At 33.0% G+C, this 19,889-nt stretch carries 16 protein-coding genes; 11 read left to right on the forward strand and 5 right to left on the reverse strand.

The features are described from left to right. Positions 1-109: 109 nt before the first annotated feature. Together ffh and FLACHUCJ7_RS21415 are read right to left on the reverse strand one after the other, a co-directional pair. Entirely contained in the window at positions 110-1,462 is a 1,353-nt protein-coding gene (gene ffh / locus FLACHUCJ7_RS21410; protein WP_031455924.1) for a signal recognition particle protein, read from the reverse strand. 163 nt (positions 1,463-1,625) lie between these two features. Beyond that, a complete protein-coding gene (locus FLACHUCJ7_RS21415; RefSeq protein ID WP_180910378.1) occupies positions 1,626-2,645 on the reverse strand; it encodes a hypothetical protein in 1,020 nt (339 codons plus the stop codon). A gap of 275 nt (positions 2,646-2,920) precedes the next feature. Between FLACHUCJ7_RS21415 and FLACHUCJ7_RS21420 the strand changes: the two genes are divergently transcribed. From FLACHUCJ7_RS21420 to FLACHUCJ7_RS21460, 9 genes are all read left to right on the forward strand, one after another. Beyond that, positions 2,921-3,436, forward strand: a complete 516-nt coding sequence (locus FLACHUCJ7_RS21420; protein WP_180910379.1) for an RNA polymerase sigma factor — start codon at positions 2,921-2,923, stop codon at positions 3,434-3,436. Positions 3,437-3,486: 50 nt separating this feature from the next. Beyond that, positions 3,487-4,386 carry a FecR family protein gene (locus FLACHUCJ7_RS21425; RefSeq protein WP_180910380.1) on the forward strand — a complete coding sequence of 300 codons (900 nt, stop codon included), beginning with the start codon at positions 3,487-3,489 and terminating at the stop codon, positions 4,384-4,386. An 84-nt stretch (positions 4,387-4,470) separates the two neighbouring features. Beyond that, positions 4,471-6,921 (forward strand): TonB-dependent receptor, encoded by a 2,451-nt coding sequence (locus FLACHUCJ7_RS21430; protein ID WP_230408894.1) that lies wholly within the window; start codon positions 4,471-4,473, stop codon positions 6,919-6,921. 126 nt (positions 6,922-7,047) lie between these two features. Continuing rightward, entirely contained in the window at positions 7,048-7,437 is a 390-nt protein-coding gene (locus FLACHUCJ7_RS21435; RefSeq protein ID WP_180910382.1) for an OB-fold protein, read from the forward strand. 10 nt (positions 7,438-7,447) lie between these two features. Beyond that, positions 7,448-8,311 (forward strand): DUF5777 family beta-barrel protein, encoded by an 864-nt coding sequence (locus FLACHUCJ7_RS21440; RefSeq protein WP_078227878.1) that lies wholly within the window; start codon positions 7,448-7,450, stop codon positions 8,309-8,311. A gap of 25 nt (positions 8,312-8,336) precedes the next feature. After that, positions 8,337-8,684 carry a hypothetical protein gene (locus tag FLACHUCJ7_RS21445; RefSeq protein WP_180910383.1) on the forward strand — a complete coding sequence of 116 codons (348 nt, stop codon included), beginning with the start codon at positions 8,337-8,339 and terminating at the stop codon, positions 8,682-8,684. 11 nt (positions 8,685-8,695) lie between these two features. Beyond that, positions 8,696-9,241: a YceI family protein gene (locus FLACHUCJ7_RS21450; RefSeq protein WP_078225830.1), complete on the forward strand. Its 546-nt coding sequence runs from the start codon at positions 8,696-8,698 to the stop codon at positions 9,239-9,241. A gap of 19 nt (positions 9,242-9,260) precedes the next feature. Further along, entirely contained in the window at positions 9,261-9,776 is a 516-nt protein-coding gene (locus FLACHUCJ7_RS21455; RefSeq protein ID WP_180910384.1) for an ankyrin repeat domain-containing protein, read from the forward strand. Between the two features lie 6 nt (positions 9,777-9,782). Continuing rightward, on the forward strand, positions 9,783-10,562 hold the full coding sequence (locus tag FLACHUCJ7_RS21460) for a T9SS type A sorting domain-containing protein (protein WP_180910385.1): 780 nt from the start codon (positions 9,783-9,785) through the stop codon (positions 10,560-10,562). A 119-nt stretch (positions 10,563-10,681) separates the two neighbouring features. Here the strand turns inward: FLACHUCJ7_RS21460 and FLACHUCJ7_RS21465 are convergent, their stop codons facing one another. Next, a complete protein-coding gene (locus FLACHUCJ7_RS21465) occupies positions 10,682-12,088 on the reverse strand; it encodes an HmuY family protein (RefSeq protein WP_180910386.1) in 1,407 nt (468 codons plus the stop codon). Between the two features lie 12 nt (positions 12,089-12,100). Next, positions 12,101-14,260, reverse strand: a complete 2,160-nt coding sequence (locus FLACHUCJ7_RS21470; protein WP_230408895.1) for a TonB-dependent receptor plug domain-containing protein — start codon at positions 14,258-14,260, stop codon at positions 12,101-12,103. A 107-nt stretch (positions 14,261-14,367) separates the two neighbouring features. Between FLACHUCJ7_RS21470 and FLACHUCJ7_RS21475 the strand changes: the two genes are divergently transcribed. Beyond that, entirely contained in the window at positions 14,368-15,270 is a 903-nt protein-coding gene (locus FLACHUCJ7_RS21475) for a DUF6607 family protein (RefSeq protein WP_180910387.1), read from the forward strand. Between the two features lie 91 nt (positions 15,271-15,361). Here the strand turns inward: FLACHUCJ7_RS21475 and argS are convergent, their stop codons facing one another. After that, on the reverse strand, positions 15,362-17,143 hold the full coding sequence (gene argS, locus FLACHUCJ7_RS21480; protein ID WP_180910388.1) for an arginine--tRNA ligase: 1,782 nt from the start codon (positions 17,141-17,143) through the stop codon (positions 15,362-15,364). 285 nt (positions 17,144-17,428) lie between these two features. Here argS and FLACHUCJ7_RS21485 point away from each other — a divergent pair, with 285 nt between their 5' ends. Further along, positions 17,429-19,825: a TonB-dependent receptor domain-containing protein gene (locus FLACHUCJ7_RS21485; protein WP_180910389.1), complete on the forward strand. Its 2,397-nt coding sequence runs from the start codon at positions 17,429-17,431 to the stop codon at positions 19,823-19,825. Positions 19,826-19,889 lie beyond the last annotated feature (64 nt).

Consider the following 19,889-nt stretch of genomic DNA (forward strand, 5'->3'; position numbering starts at 1 on the left):
TTTTTTGTTTCAGGTTTCAAGTTGAAACGACACTTATGTATATTCAAGTAAAAAAGTTCCAAATTTCGTTTCATAACCTGAAACCTTAAATTTGAAACTTTCTTTTTTATTATCTCGGCATTCCGCCTGGCATACCTTTCATACCACCCATCATTTTCATCAGGTTTTTTCCGCCCGGTCCCTGCATCATTTTCATCATTTTGCTCATTTGATCGAACTGCTTCATCAATTGATTCACCTGTTCGACTTTTGTCCCGGAGCCTTTTGCGATTCTGGCTTTCCTTTTTACGTCGATAATGGCGGGTTTGCTTCTTTCTCCCGGTGTCATCGAATGAATAATCGCTTCAATATGTTTAAATGCATCATCTTCGATTTCAACATCTTTCATAGCTTTTGAAGCTCCCGGTATCATTCCAACAAGGTCTTTCATATTACCCATTTTCTTAACCTGTTGTATCTGCGTTAAGAAATCATCAAAACCAAATTCGTTTTTCGCGATTTTCTTTTGAAGTTTTCTGGCTTCTTCTTCATCAAATTGTTCCTGAGCTCTTTCAACAAGAGACACAACGTCTCCCATTCCTAAAATACGCTCAGCCATACGTTCCGGATAGAAAACATCAATTGCTTCCATCTTCTCACCTGTACCTACAAATTTGATTGGCTTATTTACAATTGATTTAATCGAAAGCGCCGCTCCACCACGAGTATCACCATCTAATTTCGTTAAGATAACTCCATCAAAATTCAAGATATCGTTGAAAGCTTTTGCTGTGTTTACAGCGTCCTGCCCTGTCATAGAATCGACAACGAACAATGTTTCCTGAGGCTGAATTGCTTTGTGTACACGCGCAATTTCGTCCATCATTTCCTGATCTACAGCCAAACGTCCTGCTGTATCGACGATAACAACATTAAATCCGTTTGCTTTTGCATGTTTGATTGCGTTTTGAGCAATCTCTACAGGATTTTTATTTTCCGGTTCTGAGTAAACCTCAACACCTATTTGATCTCCGACTACATGTAATTGATTGATCGCCGCAGGACGGTAGATATCACAAGCTACAAGAAGTGGTTTTTTATTTTTCTTAGTCTTTAAAAAGTTGGCTAATTTTCCTGAGAAAGTTGTTTTACCTGAACCCTGAAGTCCTGACATCAAAATTACTGTTGGATTTCCTGAAAGGTTAACTCCGGCTACATCCCCTCCCATTAATTCTGTCAGCTCATCTTTTACCAGCTTCACCAATAATTGTCCTGGCTGAAGCGTAGTCAATACATCCTGACCAATTGCTTTTTCTTTTACTTTGGTGGTAAAATCTTTAGCTATTTTAAAGTTAACGTCGGCATCAAGCAAAGCACGACGAACTTCTTTTAAGGTATCGGCAACGTTTACTTCTGTAATTTTACCATGTCCTTTTAATATATGGAACGCTTTATCTAACTTATCACTTAAATTATCAAACATAATTTTGTTTTCTTTTATTGAAGTGCAAATATAAACTAAAGTTACAAAGTCACAAAGATACCAACTTGTAAAATTTAGAGAATATCAATAAAAAAACCAGCTTAACTAACTGGTTTTTTGTTATACTCTGTAACTCTTATGCTAATAACGTTCTCGTTTGAATTTAATTTTTTTCAAAATAAAGATAGTTATTGTTAGTTATGTCGCGAAAGCGTATTACAGAATTATTAAATTCAAATAATACCCAGTTATAATCTAATTTATGAAGCAGTAAGGAACTGTAACTAAAGTAAATTTTGAACTCTTTGGCACCGTTTACTATATTACAATCCCATTGTCCTGTGGCAGAAATTCCATCTTTTGTAGCGACCACCGTTTTGTCGTTTTTAAAAACAAATTCATATCCAGTATAGGAAGAAGTTTTATCTGAATCCTTAAAAAAATAAGCAATCTTCCAGGTACCATTAGTTATTGTTTGTGTAAAATCAAGCGATACAATGTTATTTTCTGCGCAATTATCAATTGCATATTTAATTGCATTTTCGAACTCTAAATTATTCTTTATCGATTTTGTCTGATTATTACATTCTGTTATTGAAATAGGATAACTTAACGAAATATACTGGCTATCATTTAAATTTTTTATAAAATTAAAAAATGCCTGATCACTTGTAATAGAAACAGAACTTGCAGACTGATTGTAACTGTTGTAAATATTAATTGTTATGGGATAATTTATATTTAACCCATTTATTTTGGATAAAAGATCAGGGTAAAGATTCCAATAATCGATTAAGGAATCAAAGTCGGCTTCATTCGGAATCAATTTTTCTATATAATTATAGTAAATCATTGTTACCGGAAAATCTATTTTTACAATATCATCATCAGTAGTACTTGCATTTATATTGTCAACCACTTTTTGATAATCTGCAGTAGTGTTAATCGCAATACTTGCATTATTAACAGTAACCGCATAAGGTAGTTTTATAGTGCAATAATTTGACCCGTCGACTACGTTATCCTGTACGGTTTTTACCATGGCAACCCTTTGCAAATAGGATGTAAGCGGGGAAGAACTGTTTACTGTCTGGGTATTATAGCTTTGTTCGTCTGTTTCACTTTGACAAGAGAAAAAGAAGAGAAAAGCTAATATGGATAAATATTTATTAAAACGAAACATATTTATATTTTTACAAATGTATAATTTAACATATTGTTTTTGGCAAATTGCCCATCACTTATTGCATAATTTGCCCATTTTTTCACATAAAGTAATCCTTTTTTTACAAGGAATAAATTATGGTTAAAATGAGCGTTGGCAAGGTAAAACCTGATTTTGAATACTAAATAATTCAACTAGTCTATACCTGAATAAAAACATTTTACTTCGGTTATACCCTACTTGAATTAAAAAGAAATACTTTTGCAAATCCAAATTGAAAGATTTTACTGCTAATGCCAAATATAGAACAATCAAATACTTGCGACGAAATAGTATTTTCGTCTTTTTTTAAAAGTCATATCAAAGCACTTCGGAATTTTCTTTTTTACAAATTTGGAAATAAAGATCAGGCCGAAGATGTAGCTCAGGAAGCCTTTTTGAAACTTTGGCAAAACTGTGCTTCTGTGCCTGTTGAAAAAGCAAAATCATATATTTATACGATTGCAAACAATAGTACTTTGAATGAAATTGCACATCAAAAAGTAGTTTTGCGTTACGAAAAAAATTTCGCCACTTTAGACAGAACCAATGAAAGTCCCGAATATCTTTTGGAGGAAAAGCAATTTCAGGCCAAACTTTTAAAAGCTATTGAAAATTTAAACGAAACACAGCGTGTGGCATTTTTAATGCACCGAATTGATAAGAAAAAATATAGTGAAATTGCCGTAGAGTTGAATATAAGCGTAAAAGCAGTAGAAAAGCGCATTCATCTGGCTTTGTTAAGTTTACGTAAAGAAATTGATTTATAAAAGTAGGGTAAATGCAACCATGGTTGTTTTAAAATTATAATGCCAATACAATGAAAGAAGATGATTTATTAGCCAGATGGCTCAACGATGATTTATCCGAGAAAGAATTAGCCGAGTTTGAAGCAAGTCCTGATTTCGAAAAATACCACAAAATAAAAAACTATACGGCTCACCTTGAAGTAGATGACCTGGATGAAAATGCGATGCTGTCAAATATTCTTCAACAGAAAAAAACAGCACCAAAAGTGATTCCGTTATACAAAAAAAGGTTATTTCGTGTAGCGGCTATTTTTGTCTTAGCACTTGGGATAACTTTTGTGATGAAGAATTTTGTACCACAAAGCCAGACAGCAAATTTTGGAGAAAAAACTACTTTTTCATTACCCGATAATTCTGAGGTGGTACTGAATTCAGGATCTGAAATAAACTATAAAAAATGGAACTGGAACACTAACAGACGTCTTGAACTGAAAGGTGAAGCTTATTTCAGGGTATCAAAAGGCAGACGTTTTGAAGTGCAGACGCCACTTGGAAAAGTTTCGGTTTTAGGAACTCAATTTAATGTAAAAGCCAGAAAAAACAGATTTGATGTAACCTGTTATGAAGGTCGTGTCAAAGTAAATTATGCCAGCACACAAATCATATTGGCACGCGGGCAAAGTGTAACTTTTCAAAACGGAAAACAATTCAATACGGATATAAAGTCATCCAAACCTGCATGGATCGACAACCAAATATGTTTTAATAAAGAAAATATAAAAAGCATTTTAGACGAACTTCAAAGGCAATACGACATTACAATTGAATTAAATGCGAACGATACAACTTCTTTGTTTACAGGAAAACTGCCTACGAAAGACCTGGATATTGCATTACAAATTATTAGTACAACCTATCATTTAAAAGCGAAAAAAGTTTCAAAAAATAAAATAATTTTTGACGAAAAATAAATGTTACGCCCCAAACCATTTCATTTTTTGTTTTTTTACCTTTTTCTTGTCCTGAACGTTTACGCGCAAGACAAAGGAAATGTTATGCCCTTAAAAAAAATTATAACTGAAATAGAGCAACAACATCAGGTAAACTTTAATTACACTGAAGAAAATGTTTCAAACTTTTTATTATTGCCTCCTAAAAGTTCACTTTCTTTAGAACAAAAACTACAATATCTCACCAGAAAAACCAATTTATCTTTTGAAAACCTGGGGAATAAATTCATCAACATTTATAAAAAGAATAACGATTCAAAAGTAATTTGCGGATATGTTTTTTCTAATATTGATAAAAAACCTATTGAAAATGCTAATATTCATTTAAACAGCATCACTCATATTACTACTGATTCAAATGGTTATTTTGAATTCGAAAAAGGCTCTAAAAATATTTTTTTTATTAGTCATGTCGGATTTAGGGTCAAAAAAATAACAACCACGAATTTAGATTCTCAAAATTGTCTCAAAATAATCTTAGAACCTGAAATTACGGAACTTGAAGAAATCAAAACCAATCCTATTTTAGCTTCCGGTATTTCGAAAAACAGTGATGGTTCGTTTGAAATTAAACCAAAGAAATTTGGTATTTTACCCGGGCTTATTGAATCAGATGCCTTGCAGACCATGCAGCAAATTCCAGGTGTAAACAGTATTGACGAAAGCGTATCAAGTATTAATGTCCGTGGCGGAACACATGATCAAAATTTGTTTTTATGGAATGGAATACGAATGTTTCAAACCGGACATTTTTTTGGTTTAATATCGGTATTTAATCCTAATTTGGCACATACTATTTCTATCTATAAAAATGGAAGCTCTCCATTTTACGGCGAAAGCGTTTCTAGTGTTGTGGCTATTTCCTCAACACCTGAAACAACAGAAAAAAATAGTTTTAGCGCAGGAATCAATATGATTAATGCTGATATTTATACAAAATACAATCTTTCGAAAAAGAGTTATATAGAAATTTCAGGACGAAAATCCATAACTGATTTTGTAGAAACACCAACGTACAAAGAATATTTTAATAAAGTATTTCAAAATACAACCATTACTGATTTTTCTCAAAATCAAAATATTAATTACAAAAGCGACAAAGAATTCGATTTCTACGATGCCACACTTAAATACGTTCAAAAACTAGGTTTAAAGGATCAAATAATATTAGATTTGATAACTATACAAGATAACTTAAAAGTATTTCAGAGTGCTGCTTCGTACAACATAAATAAATCTGAGGATAATATTTTACGACAACAAAACTATGGTGGTAATTTATCCTGGAAAAGAAACTGGAATAGCTTAAACACTACTAAAATAAATATTTACAATTCTTCGTATGAACTTCTTGCAGACCAAAAAACTACAACTGGAAATCAAATAGTAATTCAGGAAAACACTGTCGCTAATAATGGAATTAATTTAGAAAACAACCACACGATTAATTCAAAATTCAGTTTTCATGATGGCTATCAGTTTAATGAAATTGGTATTACTAATTTAGAACAAGTAACTAATCCGGATTTTTATCGTAAGACCAAAGACGTTTTAAGAACCCATGCCTTAATTTTAGAAGGAAGATACAATGACACAATTTCCAGAGTAATACTAAATGCGGGAATACGATTAAATTATATTGAAAAATTTAAAAAATATATTCCTGAACCCCGCATACAGTTTAATTATGGGTTCAACAAAAATCTAAATCTGGAATTGCTTGGAGAATTAAAAAGTCAAAATTCTCAACAAATTATTGATTTACAGAAAGATTATTTTGGCATTGAAAAAAGGCGCTGGATTATTTCAAATAATACAACAATGCCAATACAAAGAAGCAAGCAAATATCATTGAGTCTATTTTATAAAAAAAATGACTGGTTGCTGGATATAGAAAATTTTTATAAAAAAGTAAACGGAATTACAACTGCCAGTCAGGGTTTTCAGAACCAGTTAGAATTTGTGAGAACAACCGGTGACTATGAAGTTTTAGGAACAGAATTTCTAATTCAAAAAAAGATGAATCATTTTCTGACCTGGCTTAGCTATACTTACAACAATAATAATTACCATTTCTCTAATTATGAATATCCAAGTTTTCCGAACAACTTCGAATTAATACACACCATATCGTGGGCCGGAAGTTATGAAAAAAATAATTTTAAAATAGCTTTGGGAACAAAATGGTCTTCAGGAAGACCAAAAACATCTCCTGATATTTCTAAAATAGACCTTTCAGATCCTGTGTTGGTTTACAATAAACCAAACAATACGAATTTGAATATTTTTTCGCAAGTCAATCTTTCCTCTACCTATAAATGGGAAATAGCCAATGGAATTCAGTACAAATTAGGAATCTCCATCCTCAACATCCTCAACAGGAAAAATGAAATTAGCGAATATTACAGAATAAGTTCCCTTTCAAATTCGATAGAGGATGTCGAAACATTTTCACTGCAAAGAACTCCAAACCTGAGCTTTAGAGTTTCCTTTTAATCCAAATATCCCGGATTACAAAATAAGCAATACATTTCTTTCAATTTTTTTTCAAAAAATAACAATTCTTTGGTAGGGTAATCTACATCAAGGCTGTTTTACTACTGAACCCCTAAAAGAATAAAAATGAAAAAAAAATTAATATTAACTATTCTTGCAATAGTTGCTTTGGGCATTTTTGGTTACTGCTACGTCTGGTATGGAGGTGCCAGAAACGTATCTGCTGAAGATGCTGTATTTAATGTTAACTCAAAAAGCATTATAGCGGAATTTGATGCTGATATTGACAAATCAAATGCAAAGTACCTGGAAAAAGCAATTGCCATCAAAGGAATCGTTAGTAAAACAGACCAAAAACAAGTCACTCTGGACAACACAATTGTTTGTGATTTAAAAGAATTAGATCCTGCGATTAAAGAAAATCAGGAAATAACTCTTAAAGGCAGAGTTGTAGGATATGACGACCTTATGGGAGAGATCAAATTAGACGAGTGTACAGTAATAAATAATGATTAATAAAATAAAAATGAAGAATTTTTTAGGCTTTATGCTTGTGTTTTTTTTAACGGGAAATCTATTTGCACAAGATGATTTACTGAGTCAGCTGGATACCATTAAATCAGATGAAAAACAAATTGAAATTGCAGCCTTTAAAGGATTGCAGATAGCCAATATGCAATCTACAAAATTGCCGGCAAAAGGAGAATGGTATATGCTTGTATCACATCGTTTTGGCGATTTGTCTGAAGGATTTAATAATTTCTTTGGTTTAGATAATGCCCTGACAAAGTTTGGTGGAATTTATGGTGTAACAAACTGGCTTAGTGTTGGTGCAACCCGTCACACATACAATAAAACATATGAGGTAACTGCCAAATATAAAATGGCTAATCAGCAAGTAAATGGCTTTCCTGTTACAATTGTAGGTTACAATACAATGGATATCAACAGCGCACTGGAAAAAGAAGTATATCCAAATTTACAATTTTCGGATCGTTTAGCTTTTACTACCCAATTATTGGTTTCTAGAAAAGTAAATGAAAAATTATCAGTCGAATTGGGACTTATTAATGTCTATAAAAATCTATATGATGATTCGATTGAACAGCAAAATGTATTTTCGGCAGCAGGAGGATTACGATACAAAATTGCCAAAAGAATGAGCGTTAACCTGGAATATGCTGCGCGGGTGATAACAGAAGAAAAAGCAATAGATCCTTACCATAATCCGCTTACGGTTGGTTTGGATATTGAAACCGGAGGACACGTTTTTCAACTCGTATTCTCAAACAGCCAGCCTATGAATGATGTAGCGGTATTTTCAACTGCCTCAGGAGACTGGAATAAAGGAAAGATTTATTTTGGATTTAACATGTACAGATCCTTTTAAAAACAAGAAACATTTAAGTTAACATATGAAAAAGAATATAGTATTATTATTTATCTGTACAGCATTTTTAGTTTCCTGTACAACCAGAACTTATGAAGAAATTTCAGAGTCAGAGTCATCTGCTTCACCTACTTATACAGCAAATGTTGGGCCTGTCATACAAGCAAATTGTGTGAGCTGCCATTCAGAAGGAGGCCGATTCCCAACTTTACAAACTTATGATCAGGTAAAAGATGCTACTCAAAACGGCAATTTAATTTGCAGAATAGATCAGACTCAGTCTTGCGGAAGTGTAATGCCAAGATCAGGACCTATGCCAAGACAAACTATTGACATGATTATACTTTGGCAGAAAGAAGGATATAAAAATTAAATACATATAAAATGAAAGAAATACTAATATCAGCATTGTTTTTATTGGCAGGAAACCTGGCCTTTTCGCAAAAAATGGTAACCAGAACCGGAGAAGTAAAATTTGAAGCCTCAATGCCTGCTTTTGAAGAAATAGCCGCAACAAACAAAACAGCTTCCTGCATTCTGGAAAAAAGTACAGGTGACTTTGTGGCCCTGACTTTAATAAAATCATTCAAATTCAAAGCACCATTAATGGAAGAGCATTTTAATGAAAATTATATGGAATCTTCTCAATTTCCAAAAGCCACTTTTAAAGGAAAGATTTTAAATTTTGATGCTAAAAAATTATCTGCTTCAAAAACAACTTATGACTTAGAAGGTGATCTAACCATACATGGTGTTACAAAAAAGGTAAAAACAAAAATCAGCCTTACTTTAAGCGGAGCCAAAATTCTTGCAGCAAGTGCTATTTCGGTTAAACCGCAAGATTATAAAATTGAAATCCCAAGTCTGGTTAAAGGAAAAATCGCTGAAAATGTAAAAGTTACAATGAATTTTGTTCTTGAACCAAATTAATTCAACAACTGATTTTACTATGAAAAAGTTATTAGTATTGACTGCTTTATTATGCTTCTATATCTCTACGGCACAAGAAAAAAATGTATTTGATATTGCCCGAAGCGGAACTTTAACAGAGATTCAAAACCTCAACAAATCAAACCCGGATTTAATCAATTCGCTTAACGAAAATAAAACAAGTCCGTTGATACTGGCTTGTTACAGAGGAAATATTGAAGTTGCCAAATTTCTGATAGAAAATGTAAAAAACATTAACTACAACTCTGATATGGGAACGGCTCTAATGGCGGCAACGTATAAAAACCAGCCACAATTAGTAAAATTATTGTTAGAGAAAAAAGCAAATCCAAATGCAACAGATACAAACGGAATCACAGCATTGTCACTAGCAGTTCAATTTAAGAATACTGAATTAGTAAAATTGCTTTTAGAGTATAAAGCTGATAAAACAATTAAAGATAATCAAGGAAAAACAGCATTTGAATATGCTGTTTTTTCTCAAAACGAACCCATCATTAACCTTTTAAAATAATCGATTATGAAAAAAATTACTCTTTTAACTCTTTTAGCAATTGGTATAAGCAGTTTTGCCCAGCAAAAATCTACCGGAGATGTTACTTTTGGAACTAGCGGTATAACCGCAAATCTAACCTTAAACAATACTACTCAAAAAGCAACATTAAAACTTATAGGTCCCTCTGACAGATGGTTTGGATTGGAATTTGGAAGTTTTGCCACTGGTGAAGGTATGGGTGATGGACACGATTTAGTATATGCTAACGGGACAACATTGGTTGATGCCAGACAAACCGGATTAGGTGATCCTCCAAGTACGGATGCCTCTCAAAGCTGGACAGTAACATCAAATACGGTAACCTCAGGAATCAGAACTATAATCGCAGAACGAAATTTTTCAACCGGAGACGCAAATGATTACACCTTCAATTATGCTAACACTTCTATTGATTTTGTCTGGGCTAGAAGAAGTAATGCAGGATATGGATTGGGAAATCACGGAGGAAATCGAGGATATGGTATTGATAGACCTTTATCTACTACTTTAGGTGTAGATGATTTTGGTTTGAAAGCTTCTTCTATTTCACCAAATCCATCAAACGGAAATTTCACTATTGAAACAAAAACAGGTTTAGATCAAATAAATGTATACTCTTTAATAGGAACATTAGTCGAAACTATCGATATTAAAGATTCATCTAATACTGTTGAAGTATCTTTAAAAAAATTACAATCAGGAATTTATTTAGTAGAACTAAAAAATGAAAACGATAAATCCTGGAAAAAAATAATTATTGAATAAATATTACATTTTTATACCTACAAATTACTTTTCAAAAAAAAAAGAGGTTAGAAAAATCTAACCTCTTTATCAAAAAAAAAACAAAAAAACCAAGTTATTAACTAATTGAAAATTTATTATTATTTCAAGATAGCATACTGAAAAGTAGGATAACCTCTTTCTCCAGCAGCATTTACACCTGCTGTAAATCTCACTTTATAAACATTTCCTGCCGGATCTTTAACCACATAGAAACGATCTGATCTCGCATTAAATGAAGAAACTGGGTTACCATTTGCATCTGTTGCTCCTGATGCTACAGTTCCTCTCCAGTTTGAACCAATATTTCTTTGATCATCTGTAAATTTAGCATTGTCAACATTTGCTAATGCGAAAGCATCATATGTAAAAGCTGTCGTAAGAACCTGATATGCTTTTGCACCACCTTTAACGTTATTTAAAATGAAGTCTGCAAAATTGTAAGGAGCTGTACCTGCTGTATTAGTAAAACTTGTAAAACTAATATCCCATTGTGTTTTTTGAGGCTCTACACTAACTGTTTTCTTATCTAATAAACTTAAGAAAGTAAAATTATAAGCTGCATTCTTTGAAACTATGATTTCCTCGTGAGTTGTAGCTTCAATATTAGCATACTGCACTTTATAATCATTACCACTTCTTAAAATTCTAACTTTTTTCCATCCTCTGGAAGGTCCTGTACCTGTACCTTCAGATCCAACTTCAGGATCAACTGTTCCAGGATTACTTCCCATATTGATTACATATACTTTGTTATCAGCATCTGTTGCAGATATTTCCGCAATAGCTGTTTTAGTAAGATCTCCTGCAGGATCATCAATTTGAGTTAAACTTCCATAACCATTAACAAGCATAGTCGCATCTTCTGCCTGAACTTCATCAATATTTATACTAGTAGTTTGCTTAGCAGTCATTCTTACAGTGTGGTTGATTATTACTCTAAAATCTGTTCCAGAGTAAAATCCTAAATCCCATGAAACTCTAGGAACTGCTGTCATTTTTCCACTGCTTAAATCAACAAAAACCTGATTTGGTTCTGTTGGTCCTCCAACTCCCGGAGCTAATGCATTTCCTAAAGAAGCTGTCTCATTAAAGCTTACCTGAATTGATTTGTTGTCAGAAATGACAGAATTAATAGTTACACTGCTAATAGTGAAGACCACATTTTTAACCTCACCTTCGATAGCTTCTTTCAATTTCTTGAAAGTAAAACTTACAGAAGAAACATTTTTCTCAAAAGGAACTACTACGTTACCTGCAACAACTGCTGGAGTAGTGCTAAAATCTGTACCATTTGCTACTGCAGTTTCGGTAACAGTCAAAGTTAATGATCCTGCTGATGCAGTTGGAGACGCAAATTTAATTTCGATCGGAGTTGTTTCCGTTGATAAATTTAACGACGTAGAAGCAAAAGCTACAGCATTTGGCTGAGCCGCTTCGTCATCGCTACTACAAGCTCCAACGATAAGTAATACAAAAGATAGTATTAAAATAAAATTCTTTTTCATGGTATTGATTTATTAATTAAAATTTAGATTATACGAAAGTTTTAAGAAGTAAGATCGGCCATAGCCCAGCATGTCGGAAGATGCCCCACCGCCACCTCCGTGTGCACCGCCACTTGCGTCACCTCCGCCTCCGTTTTGCACAGATTGCAGATTGGTAACATCAAAAAGGTTTCTGGCTCCGACTGTCACTTCAAATTGATTTTTAAAGAATGTCTTTCGAATAGAAGCATCCATCCAGCTAAAAGACTTAAGTTCGTTTAAAAAGAAACCTTCTTTTCCATCACTGTCTGTTCCTGCTACATATTGTTGCTGCTGTCCATTATATTTATAAAAAACAGCCAACAAAGTATTCCATTTTGTAATATTATAAGAGATACTTGAATTTAATCTGAACGAGTAGAAAAATTTATCATCAGATACTAAGTTTTGAGCCGCCAAATCAAGTCTTCTGGAAATTCCAACTACAGCAGCACCTAACATTACATTCCAATTTTCATAAGTATATTGCTCTACTGTTGAAATGTTCCACATTTTATATCTGTTGATATTAACGTATTTAAAATGCAGTGGATTTACCTGTATTGTAACCAGATCAATTCTATCATCAACATTCAGAAACGTAAGTGCTAAGTTGTTCGAGAGTTGAGCACCAGATTCAAAAGTACAGGCTCTTTTTAAGCTCATTTCATAAGAAGTACTTGTTTCAGGAATTAAATCCGGATTTCCCTGCATGTTATGATTAGAGTCTACAAAATAAGTATACAACTCATCAAAGTTTGGAGTACGGTAAGATTTACCCAAAGAAGCTCTTGCCTCTAATCCTTTATCAAAAAGATATCTTAAACCCAAAGAACTTGCATATTGATTATCAAAAGCACTTTGAAATGAAAATCGAAGCCCTGGGCGAATTGAGAATTTATCATTTAGACTAATTTCTGCAACCGAATAAATATCATAATTCTCAAGTGTCTTTCTAATATCTACACCCTGTTGATTATCATCTCTAAAAGCTCCCACTGAAGAATCATAAAAACCATTCTCGTTGGTAACTTCATAACCAAGCTGAAAGTCTACCTTTTCATTATCAAAGAAATTGCTAAGTGTACCTGTTGAATAAAACACCTCTTTTGATTGATAAGTGTCTCTTTCATTATCTACCTCTTGTTTTGTATCTATGTGATAGACGAAATTTTCTAAATCACGCTTTTGTTTCTGTTGAGAAACCGACACATTATACTTTAACTTCGAGAAAAGATTTCCACTGGCATTCAAATGGTGGTAATAACGATTGGTTATGTATCTTTTGTCTCTCGAAAAATACGTATCTGCAAATGGATAATTGTCTTGTATATTTACAACTGGATTGTAGTAATGAACATCTTCACCATAATAGTCAAATTTGTAAAAAATTCTAAAAGCATCTTTTTGGTAGCCTAAAATAGCATTCCCTACCAATTGCTCTTTCGGAAGCTGTGTATATCCTCTAAGTCCATCGTTTTTATCATAATCTTTTCCTTGCATGTTTTCAAAATAACCCGCCATTGCATTACGATTTCCTCCAATGTTTACAAACCAGTTTTTATTAAAGTTATGCCCAATTTTAGCCGATTGTATATGACGGCCTTTATCAAAAAAACCAAACTCTTTACCTACTGTTTCTTCCTGAACAGTTGCACCGATCTGCCATTTATATCCACCGCCTTTTTTAGTAATAATATTTAAAATACCACTTACCGCATTGGCGCCATGAGTTACACCCATTGATCCTTCGATAATTTCGATTCGCTCGACATCATCAAGGTTTACCTGCGTTAAATCAACATTAGTCCCCATTCCTGTATCACTTACTAAAGGTATATTGTCAACCAAAATCTTAAAATATTGTGCATCTAATCCAAACATTGAAACCTTAGAACGTCCATCATTACCATTGGATGTAACACTAATGTTTAAATACTGATTTAAGACATCTGCCAAATTATTCGCAGCCAACTGTTTAATATTTTCTTTAGAAATCACACGGACATTGAAAACAGATTTCTTTATGGACTGAGGCTCAAACTGACCAGTAACAACAACTTCGGATAATTTTTCCTTCGATACAATAGGATCTTTTTGCTGAGCAAAAGAATAAGTACAAAACAGTAAGGCAGTGAAAAGGGTAATTTTCATTATTTTTATTTAGTCTTAATAACTTTGCAAATATATAATTATTTTTATTTGTTCTAAATAAAATTTATATATTTGCGAAAAAAATTTAAAACCTATAATAAGTAGTTATGATCACAAAAAGCCTTTATTTTTCAGCCATTATGGCTTTAACTTTTAGTTCAGGTTTCAGCCAAGACAAAAAACAGCAGGATATTAAGTCTATAAAATCGATGTGTGGCTGTTATGAAGTAAAATTTAACTTCACAGAGACTTTCTCTTATCCAAAAGATTCTCTTAGCTATAAACCCTCTGAAACAAAGCACGAGTCGGCGCTGGAATGGGTAGAATTAGTAGAAGACACTCCAAATAAAATCTCAATGCAGCATTTATTAATTGTAAGTGATGACATGATCATTAAACACTGGAGACAAGATTGGTTATACGAAAACACAGACTTGTATTTATTTGACAAAAACACTTCATGGAAGTATAAAAAACTGGATAAAAAAGCTGTAAAAGGACAATGGACTCAAAAAGTATATCAGGTAGACGACAGCCCAAGATACGAAGGGTCTGCCACCTGGGTACATGTTGACGGTCAGAATTACTGGGCAAATGTAACAGATGCCCCATTGCCAAGAAGAGAACACACAAAACGTAATGATTATAATGTTTTAAAAAGAAGAAACATTCATGAAATTACTGCTACCGGATGGAACCATGAACAGGACAATGATAAACTGATCAGAGATGACAGCGGAAAAGATGTTTTATTAGCGCAAGAAAAAGGAATGGACGTTTATACCAAAGTTCCGGATATTAAATGTATTGCCGGTCAAAAATGGTGGGCAGCAAATAATGCACTCTGGAAAAATGTTCGTGATAAATGGCAGACTCTTTTTGACAGACACCAGGACTTAAGCCTAGAAGCCAAAGTAGAGAAAAAAGCGCTTTATTCTCTTTTGTTTGATTTGAAACCAAATGCAACAAAAGCAGAAACGGATGCCATCATTCAAAAGTTCGTAAAATAAAAAATGTTTGTGTTAGTTGTAAAAAAGCCGATAGTCCTAAACTATCGGCTCTTTTTGTTGTTGTTTGATTCAAAAATTATTAAAGAACAATTTACATTCTCTCAGGAACTTCAATTCCTAATAACGCAAAAGCAGATTTAATAACTTCGGCTACTTTTTGCGAAAGCTGTACTCTGAATATTTTTTTAGTCAAATCTGTTTCTCCTAAAATATGTACCGACTGATAGAAAGAATTATACTCTTTGACTAAATCATATGTATAATTTGCAATCAAAGCCGGGCTATGGTTTTGTGCCGCATTTTGAATTACTTCAGGAAAAAGTTCGATTTGTTTTACCAGTTCTTTTTCTTTTTCGTGAATCACTTCGACTCCGCTCAGTGTGACATTGTAGTCAAAATCAGCTTTGCGAATGATCGATTGAATTCGCGCATACGTATATTGAATAAACGGACCAGTATTTCCGGCAAAATCTACAGATTCTTCCGGATTAAATAAAATACGTTTTTTTGGATCTACTTTTAAAATGTAATATTTTAAAGCTCCTAGCCCAATTGTTTTGTACAATTTAGCTTTTTCTTCAGCAGAATAACTTTCCAGTTTTCCTAAATCTTCAGAAATTTGTTTTGCTGTTGCCGTCATATCATGCATCAAATCATCAGCATCTACAACAGTTCCTTCACGGCTTTTCATTTTTCCGGATGGCAAATCAACCATTCCATATGATAAATGATATAAGCTTGAAGCCCAGTCAAAACCTAACTTTTTCAGAATTAAGAATAATACTTTAAAATGGTAATCCTGCTCGTTACCTACGGTGTAAACCATTCCACCAACATCCGGCATGTCTTTTACACGCTGAATTGCAGTTCCAATATCCTGTGTCATGTAAACCGCAGTTCCGTCAGAACGCAGTACAATTTTACGGTCTAAACCTTCGTCTGTCAAATCAATCCATACTGAACCGTCAGGATCTTTTTCGAAAACTCCTCTGTCAAGTCCCACCTGAACAACATCTTTTCCTAATAAATACGTATTGCTTTCATAGTAATATTTATCAAAATCAACTCCAAGATTGGTGTATGTTACAGCAAAACCGTCATAAACCCACTGGTTCATTTTTTTCCAAAGTGCAATTACTTTTTCATCTCCGGCTTCCCATTTCTTAAGCATTTCTTGTGCTTCAAGAATAATTGGGGCTTGTTTTTTAGCTTCTTCTTCCGTTTTACCGGTTTCTATTAATTGATTGATTTCACCTTTATAGGCTTTATCAAACTCAACATAATATTTACCAACTAGTTTATCTCCCTTCAAATTTGAACTTTCCGGAGTTTCTCCATTTCCAAATTTTTCCCAGGCCAGCATTGACTTGCAGATATGAATTCCGCGATCGTTGATGATTTGTGTTTTATATACTTTTTTACCCGAAGCTTTAATAATTTCAGCCACAGAATATCCCAGCAAATTATTACGAACGTGACCTAAGTGCAAAGGTTTATTGGTATTTGGCGAAGAATATTCGACCATTACCGCCTTATCTTCAGGGTTTGGAGTTATGAAACCAAATTTAGTATTGTCTTTTATTTCATTAAAGAAATTCAAATAATAGCGATCTGCAATTACGATATTAAGGAAACCGGAAACAACATTGAATCTTGCAACTTCAGCCACATTTTCAACCAGATAATCTCCAATTTTATTTCCTAATTCTACAGGATTGCTTTTAGTCAATTTCAATAAAGGAAAAATTACCATGGTAATATCTCCCTCAAACTCTTTTCTGGTAGTCTGGAATTCGATTTTATCAACAGTAACATCAAATAATGCCTGAATAGCGCTTTGTATAGAAGGAGTAAGAATTTGTGATAATGACATGTAAACTTATTTTAAAGTGAGCAAATATACTGCTTATTCATCAATTAGAGAAAACGAAAAACATATTAAATACCAAAGAATAATTAGAAATTCTCAAAAACAGACTTGTTATAATTGTTAAAATCATCAAAAAAAAACCACTAATCCCTTACAAAACAGAACATCTAAGAAAATACTAATTTTTTCTTATTAATTTCTTGTAACAAATTGTTAGTAAAAATGTCTTATTAGGAAATTTGAATACAATCAATCATCAATCAAATCAAAATAATCAATTATCAAATTATGAAATTAAAATTCTTTCTGTTTGCATTATTCAGTTTTATTGCAGCAGCACAGGCCCAGAATACAGGAACGGTTTCCGGGAAAATTATTGAAAAATCCAATAAGGCTCCCATTTCTTATGCTACAGTTTCGATTAAAGACAATGGAAAAGTGGTATCAGGGGTAAACACAGATGACAACGGAGATTTTACAATTAAAAACCTTCCTCTAAAAAGTTACACAATCGAAATTCAGTATATTGGTTTTAGAAAATATATTGGATCTGTAATTTTAAGCGACAATAAAAAAACGGCTACTTTTAATGTATCTCTAGAAGAAGAAGCGACTCAGCTCAAAGGCGTTAATGTTGTTGCTGAACGTTCTACAATTGAACAAAAAATTGACCGTAAAGTGATCAATGTTGGTAAAGACCTGACAACTGCAGGAGCTTCTGCATCTGATATCATGAATAATATTCCTTCTGTAAACGTAGATCAGGACGGAAAGCTTTCACTTCGTGGAAATGAGAATGTACGTGTATTAATTGACGGAAGACCAACAAATCTTGATCCGGCTCAATTACTGAAACAGATTCCGTCAACTTCGATTAAAAAAATTGAATTGATTACTAATCCGAGTGCAAAATACAATCCGGAAGGGATGTCAGGAATCATTAATATTGTTTTGCACAAAAATGCGAATACCGGTTTTAACGGAACTTACAGCGGGGGTATCACCTTCGGACAAACTGCAAAATACAATCAGTCATTAGATTTGAATTATAAGACAGGAAAAGTAAACTTCTTTGGGAATGCAGGTAATAACTTTGGAACACATTTTAACGATGGATTTATCAAAAAAACAGACAAGAGTATTACACAGGATTTAGACATTTCAAACGAAGACGACTCCTACTTATACAAAGTGGGGATGGATTATTTAATTAATGATCATAATACTCTATCTTTTTACACCACTCAAAATAAAGCAACAGGACTTGGCTTTGTAAATACTAATATTGATTATGTTAATTCAGCGGATAACATTTTAAATATGTATCAAAAATCAAGATATCAGGGGCCAAACAAAACCGGTACATATAATTTAGCTTATAAACACATCTTCAAAAAAGAAGGTCATACATTAGATTTTGAAGGAAATTATAGTGATACAAAAGAAACTCAAAATGCGGCTTTTGATACTGAAACAACAAAAACGGATAATACATCCAACAATATTGTTTACAATGATTTCATAAATGATAAACGAAAATTAAGCACTTTTAATGTTGATTATGTAAATCCGTTAAACGAAAAGTCGACCCTCGAAGCGGGTGCAGAAGCCAGAATAACCCGTACTGAAAATAACTATACAACCAACAATCCTATAGTTACTGACAAAGTTGTTAATTATACTTATGATACCGATATTTATTCTGCTTATTTAACATTTGGACAGAAATTTAAAAAATTAAGTTACCAATTAGGAGCTCGTTTTGAAAGCTATAATGTGGCAGCTAATTTAAATAATGGTTCGAAAAAGTTTGATGATGATTATATTACTTTATATCCATCAGCTTATTTAACATATAATTTAAATGAGAAAAACACTTTGCAACTTAGCTACAGCCGTCGTGTTGACCGTCCGAGTTTAGAACAGACAAAACCTATTCGTGAGTTTTCTACTCCGTTGGTTACTTCATTTGGGAATCAGGAACTAAGACCTCAGTTTACTAATTCTGTTGAAGTAAATTATACTAAAACCTTCGAAAAAGGCAGTTTTACTACAGGTGTTTTTGTTAGAAGCATCAATGATCAGATTGGCAGAATTTTACGTCCGGATCCATCAGATTTAAACGGGAATAAACAAATTTTAACGTTTGCCAACTATGATCACAATACAGCATATGGTTTTGAAGTTTCTTTAAATTATAAAATTACAAAATGGTGGGATATCCAGCCGTCTATCGATTTTTCAAGCATAGATCAGGATGGCGTTGTGTTTTTAGCAAATGGAACATCAAAAAACAATCCGGTTACAGTTGCAGCATTCAACGGACGCATGAACTCTAACTTTAAAGCAAATAAACGTTTAAGTTTCTTATTGTTCGGTTTTTACAGAGGGGCTGTTGATGGAGTTCAAAATAACAGTCATGAAATGTACAAAATGGATATAGGGTCACGTTACACATTATTAGACAACAAAATGAATATTAGCTTACGTTTTAATGATGTTTTCAACACTATGAAATATGCTTTTGATACCCAATATCCTTATCCGCAATCAGGACAATTTACATGGGAAAGTCAAACAGTTTATTTAGGTTTAACCTATAATTTTGGAGGTGGAAAAATTAAAAACCTGCAACGTAAACAAAGAGAAGATAACACTAATAAAGGTGGTGGCGGAATGTTTTAGTCCCACTTTTTAATTCTTTTGAATATTTTTTTAATTAGTACTTGTAGAAAAATGCCTGGAGTTT

It is taken from the genome of Flavobacterium salmonis (genome assembly GCF_903819435.1).
GTDB classification, from domain to species: Bacteria; Bacteroidota; Bacteroidia; order Flavobacteriales; family Flavobacteriaceae; genus Flavobacterium; species Flavobacterium chungangense.

Excerpts from the sequence above, each read along its gene's own strand:
- FLACHUCJ7_RS21455 (WP_180910384.1), top strand. The coding sequence starts at position 9,261 with ATGAAAAAGTTATTAGTATTGACTGCTTTATTATGCTTCTATATCTCT.
- FLACHUCJ7_RS21470 (WP_230408895.1), bottom strand. The coding sequence starts at position 14,260 with ATGAAAATTACCCTTTTCACTGCCTTACTGTTTTGTACTTATTCTTTT.
- FLACHUCJ7_RS21415 (WP_180910378.1), bottom strand. The coding sequence starts at position 2,645 with ATGTTTCGTTTTAATAAATATTTATCCATATTAGCTTTTCTCTTCTTT.
- FLACHUCJ7_RS21450 (WP_078225830.1), top strand. The coding sequence starts at position 8,696 with ATGAAAGAAATACTAATATCAGCATTGTTTTTATTGGCAGGAAACCTG.
- FLACHUCJ7_RS21465 (WP_180910386.1), bottom strand. The coding sequence starts at position 12,088 with ATGAAAAAGAATTTTATTTTAATACTATCTTTTGTATTACTTATCGTT.
- FLACHUCJ7_RS21435 (WP_180910382.1), top strand. The coding sequence starts at position 7,048 with ATGAAAAAAAAATTAATATTAACTATTCTTGCAATAGTTGCTTTGGGC.
- FLACHUCJ7_RS21475 (WP_180910387.1), top strand. The coding sequence starts at position 14,368 with ATGATCACAAAAAGCCTTTATTTTTCAGCCATTATGGCTTTAACTTTT.
- FLACHUCJ7_RS21440 (WP_078227878.1), top strand. The coding sequence starts at position 7,448 with ATGAAGAATTTTTTAGGCTTTATGCTTGTGTTTTTTTTAACGGGAAAT.
- ffh (WP_031455924.1), bottom strand. The coding sequence starts at position 1,462 with ATGTTTGATAATTTAAGTGATAAGTTAGATAAAGCGTTCCATATATTA.
- FLACHUCJ7_RS21430 (WP_230408894.1), top strand. The coding sequence starts at position 4,471 with ATGCCCTTAAAAAAAATTATAACTGAAATAGAGCAACAACATCAGGTA.
- FLACHUCJ7_RS21420 (WP_180910379.1), top strand. The coding sequence starts at position 2,921 with ATGCCAAATATAGAACAATCAAATACTTGCGACGAAATAGTATTTTCG.
- FLACHUCJ7_RS21460 (WP_180910385.1), top strand. The coding sequence starts at position 9,783 with ATGAAAAAAATTACTCTTTTAACTCTTTTAGCAATTGGTATAAGCAGT.
- FLACHUCJ7_RS21485 (WP_180910389.1), top strand. The coding sequence starts at position 17,429 with ATGAAATTAAAATTCTTTCTGTTTGCATTATTCAGTTTTATTGCAGCA.
- FLACHUCJ7_RS21425 (WP_180910380.1), top strand. The coding sequence starts at position 3,487 with ATGAAAGAAGATGATTTATTAGCCAGATGGCTCAACGATGATTTATCC.
- argS (WP_180910388.1), bottom strand. The coding sequence starts at position 17,143 with ATGTCATTATCACAAATTCTTACTCCTTCTATACAAAGCGCTATTCAG.
- FLACHUCJ7_RS21445 (WP_180910383.1), top strand. The coding sequence starts at position 8,337 with ATGAAAAAGAATATAGTATTATTATTTATCTGTACAGCATTTTTAGTT.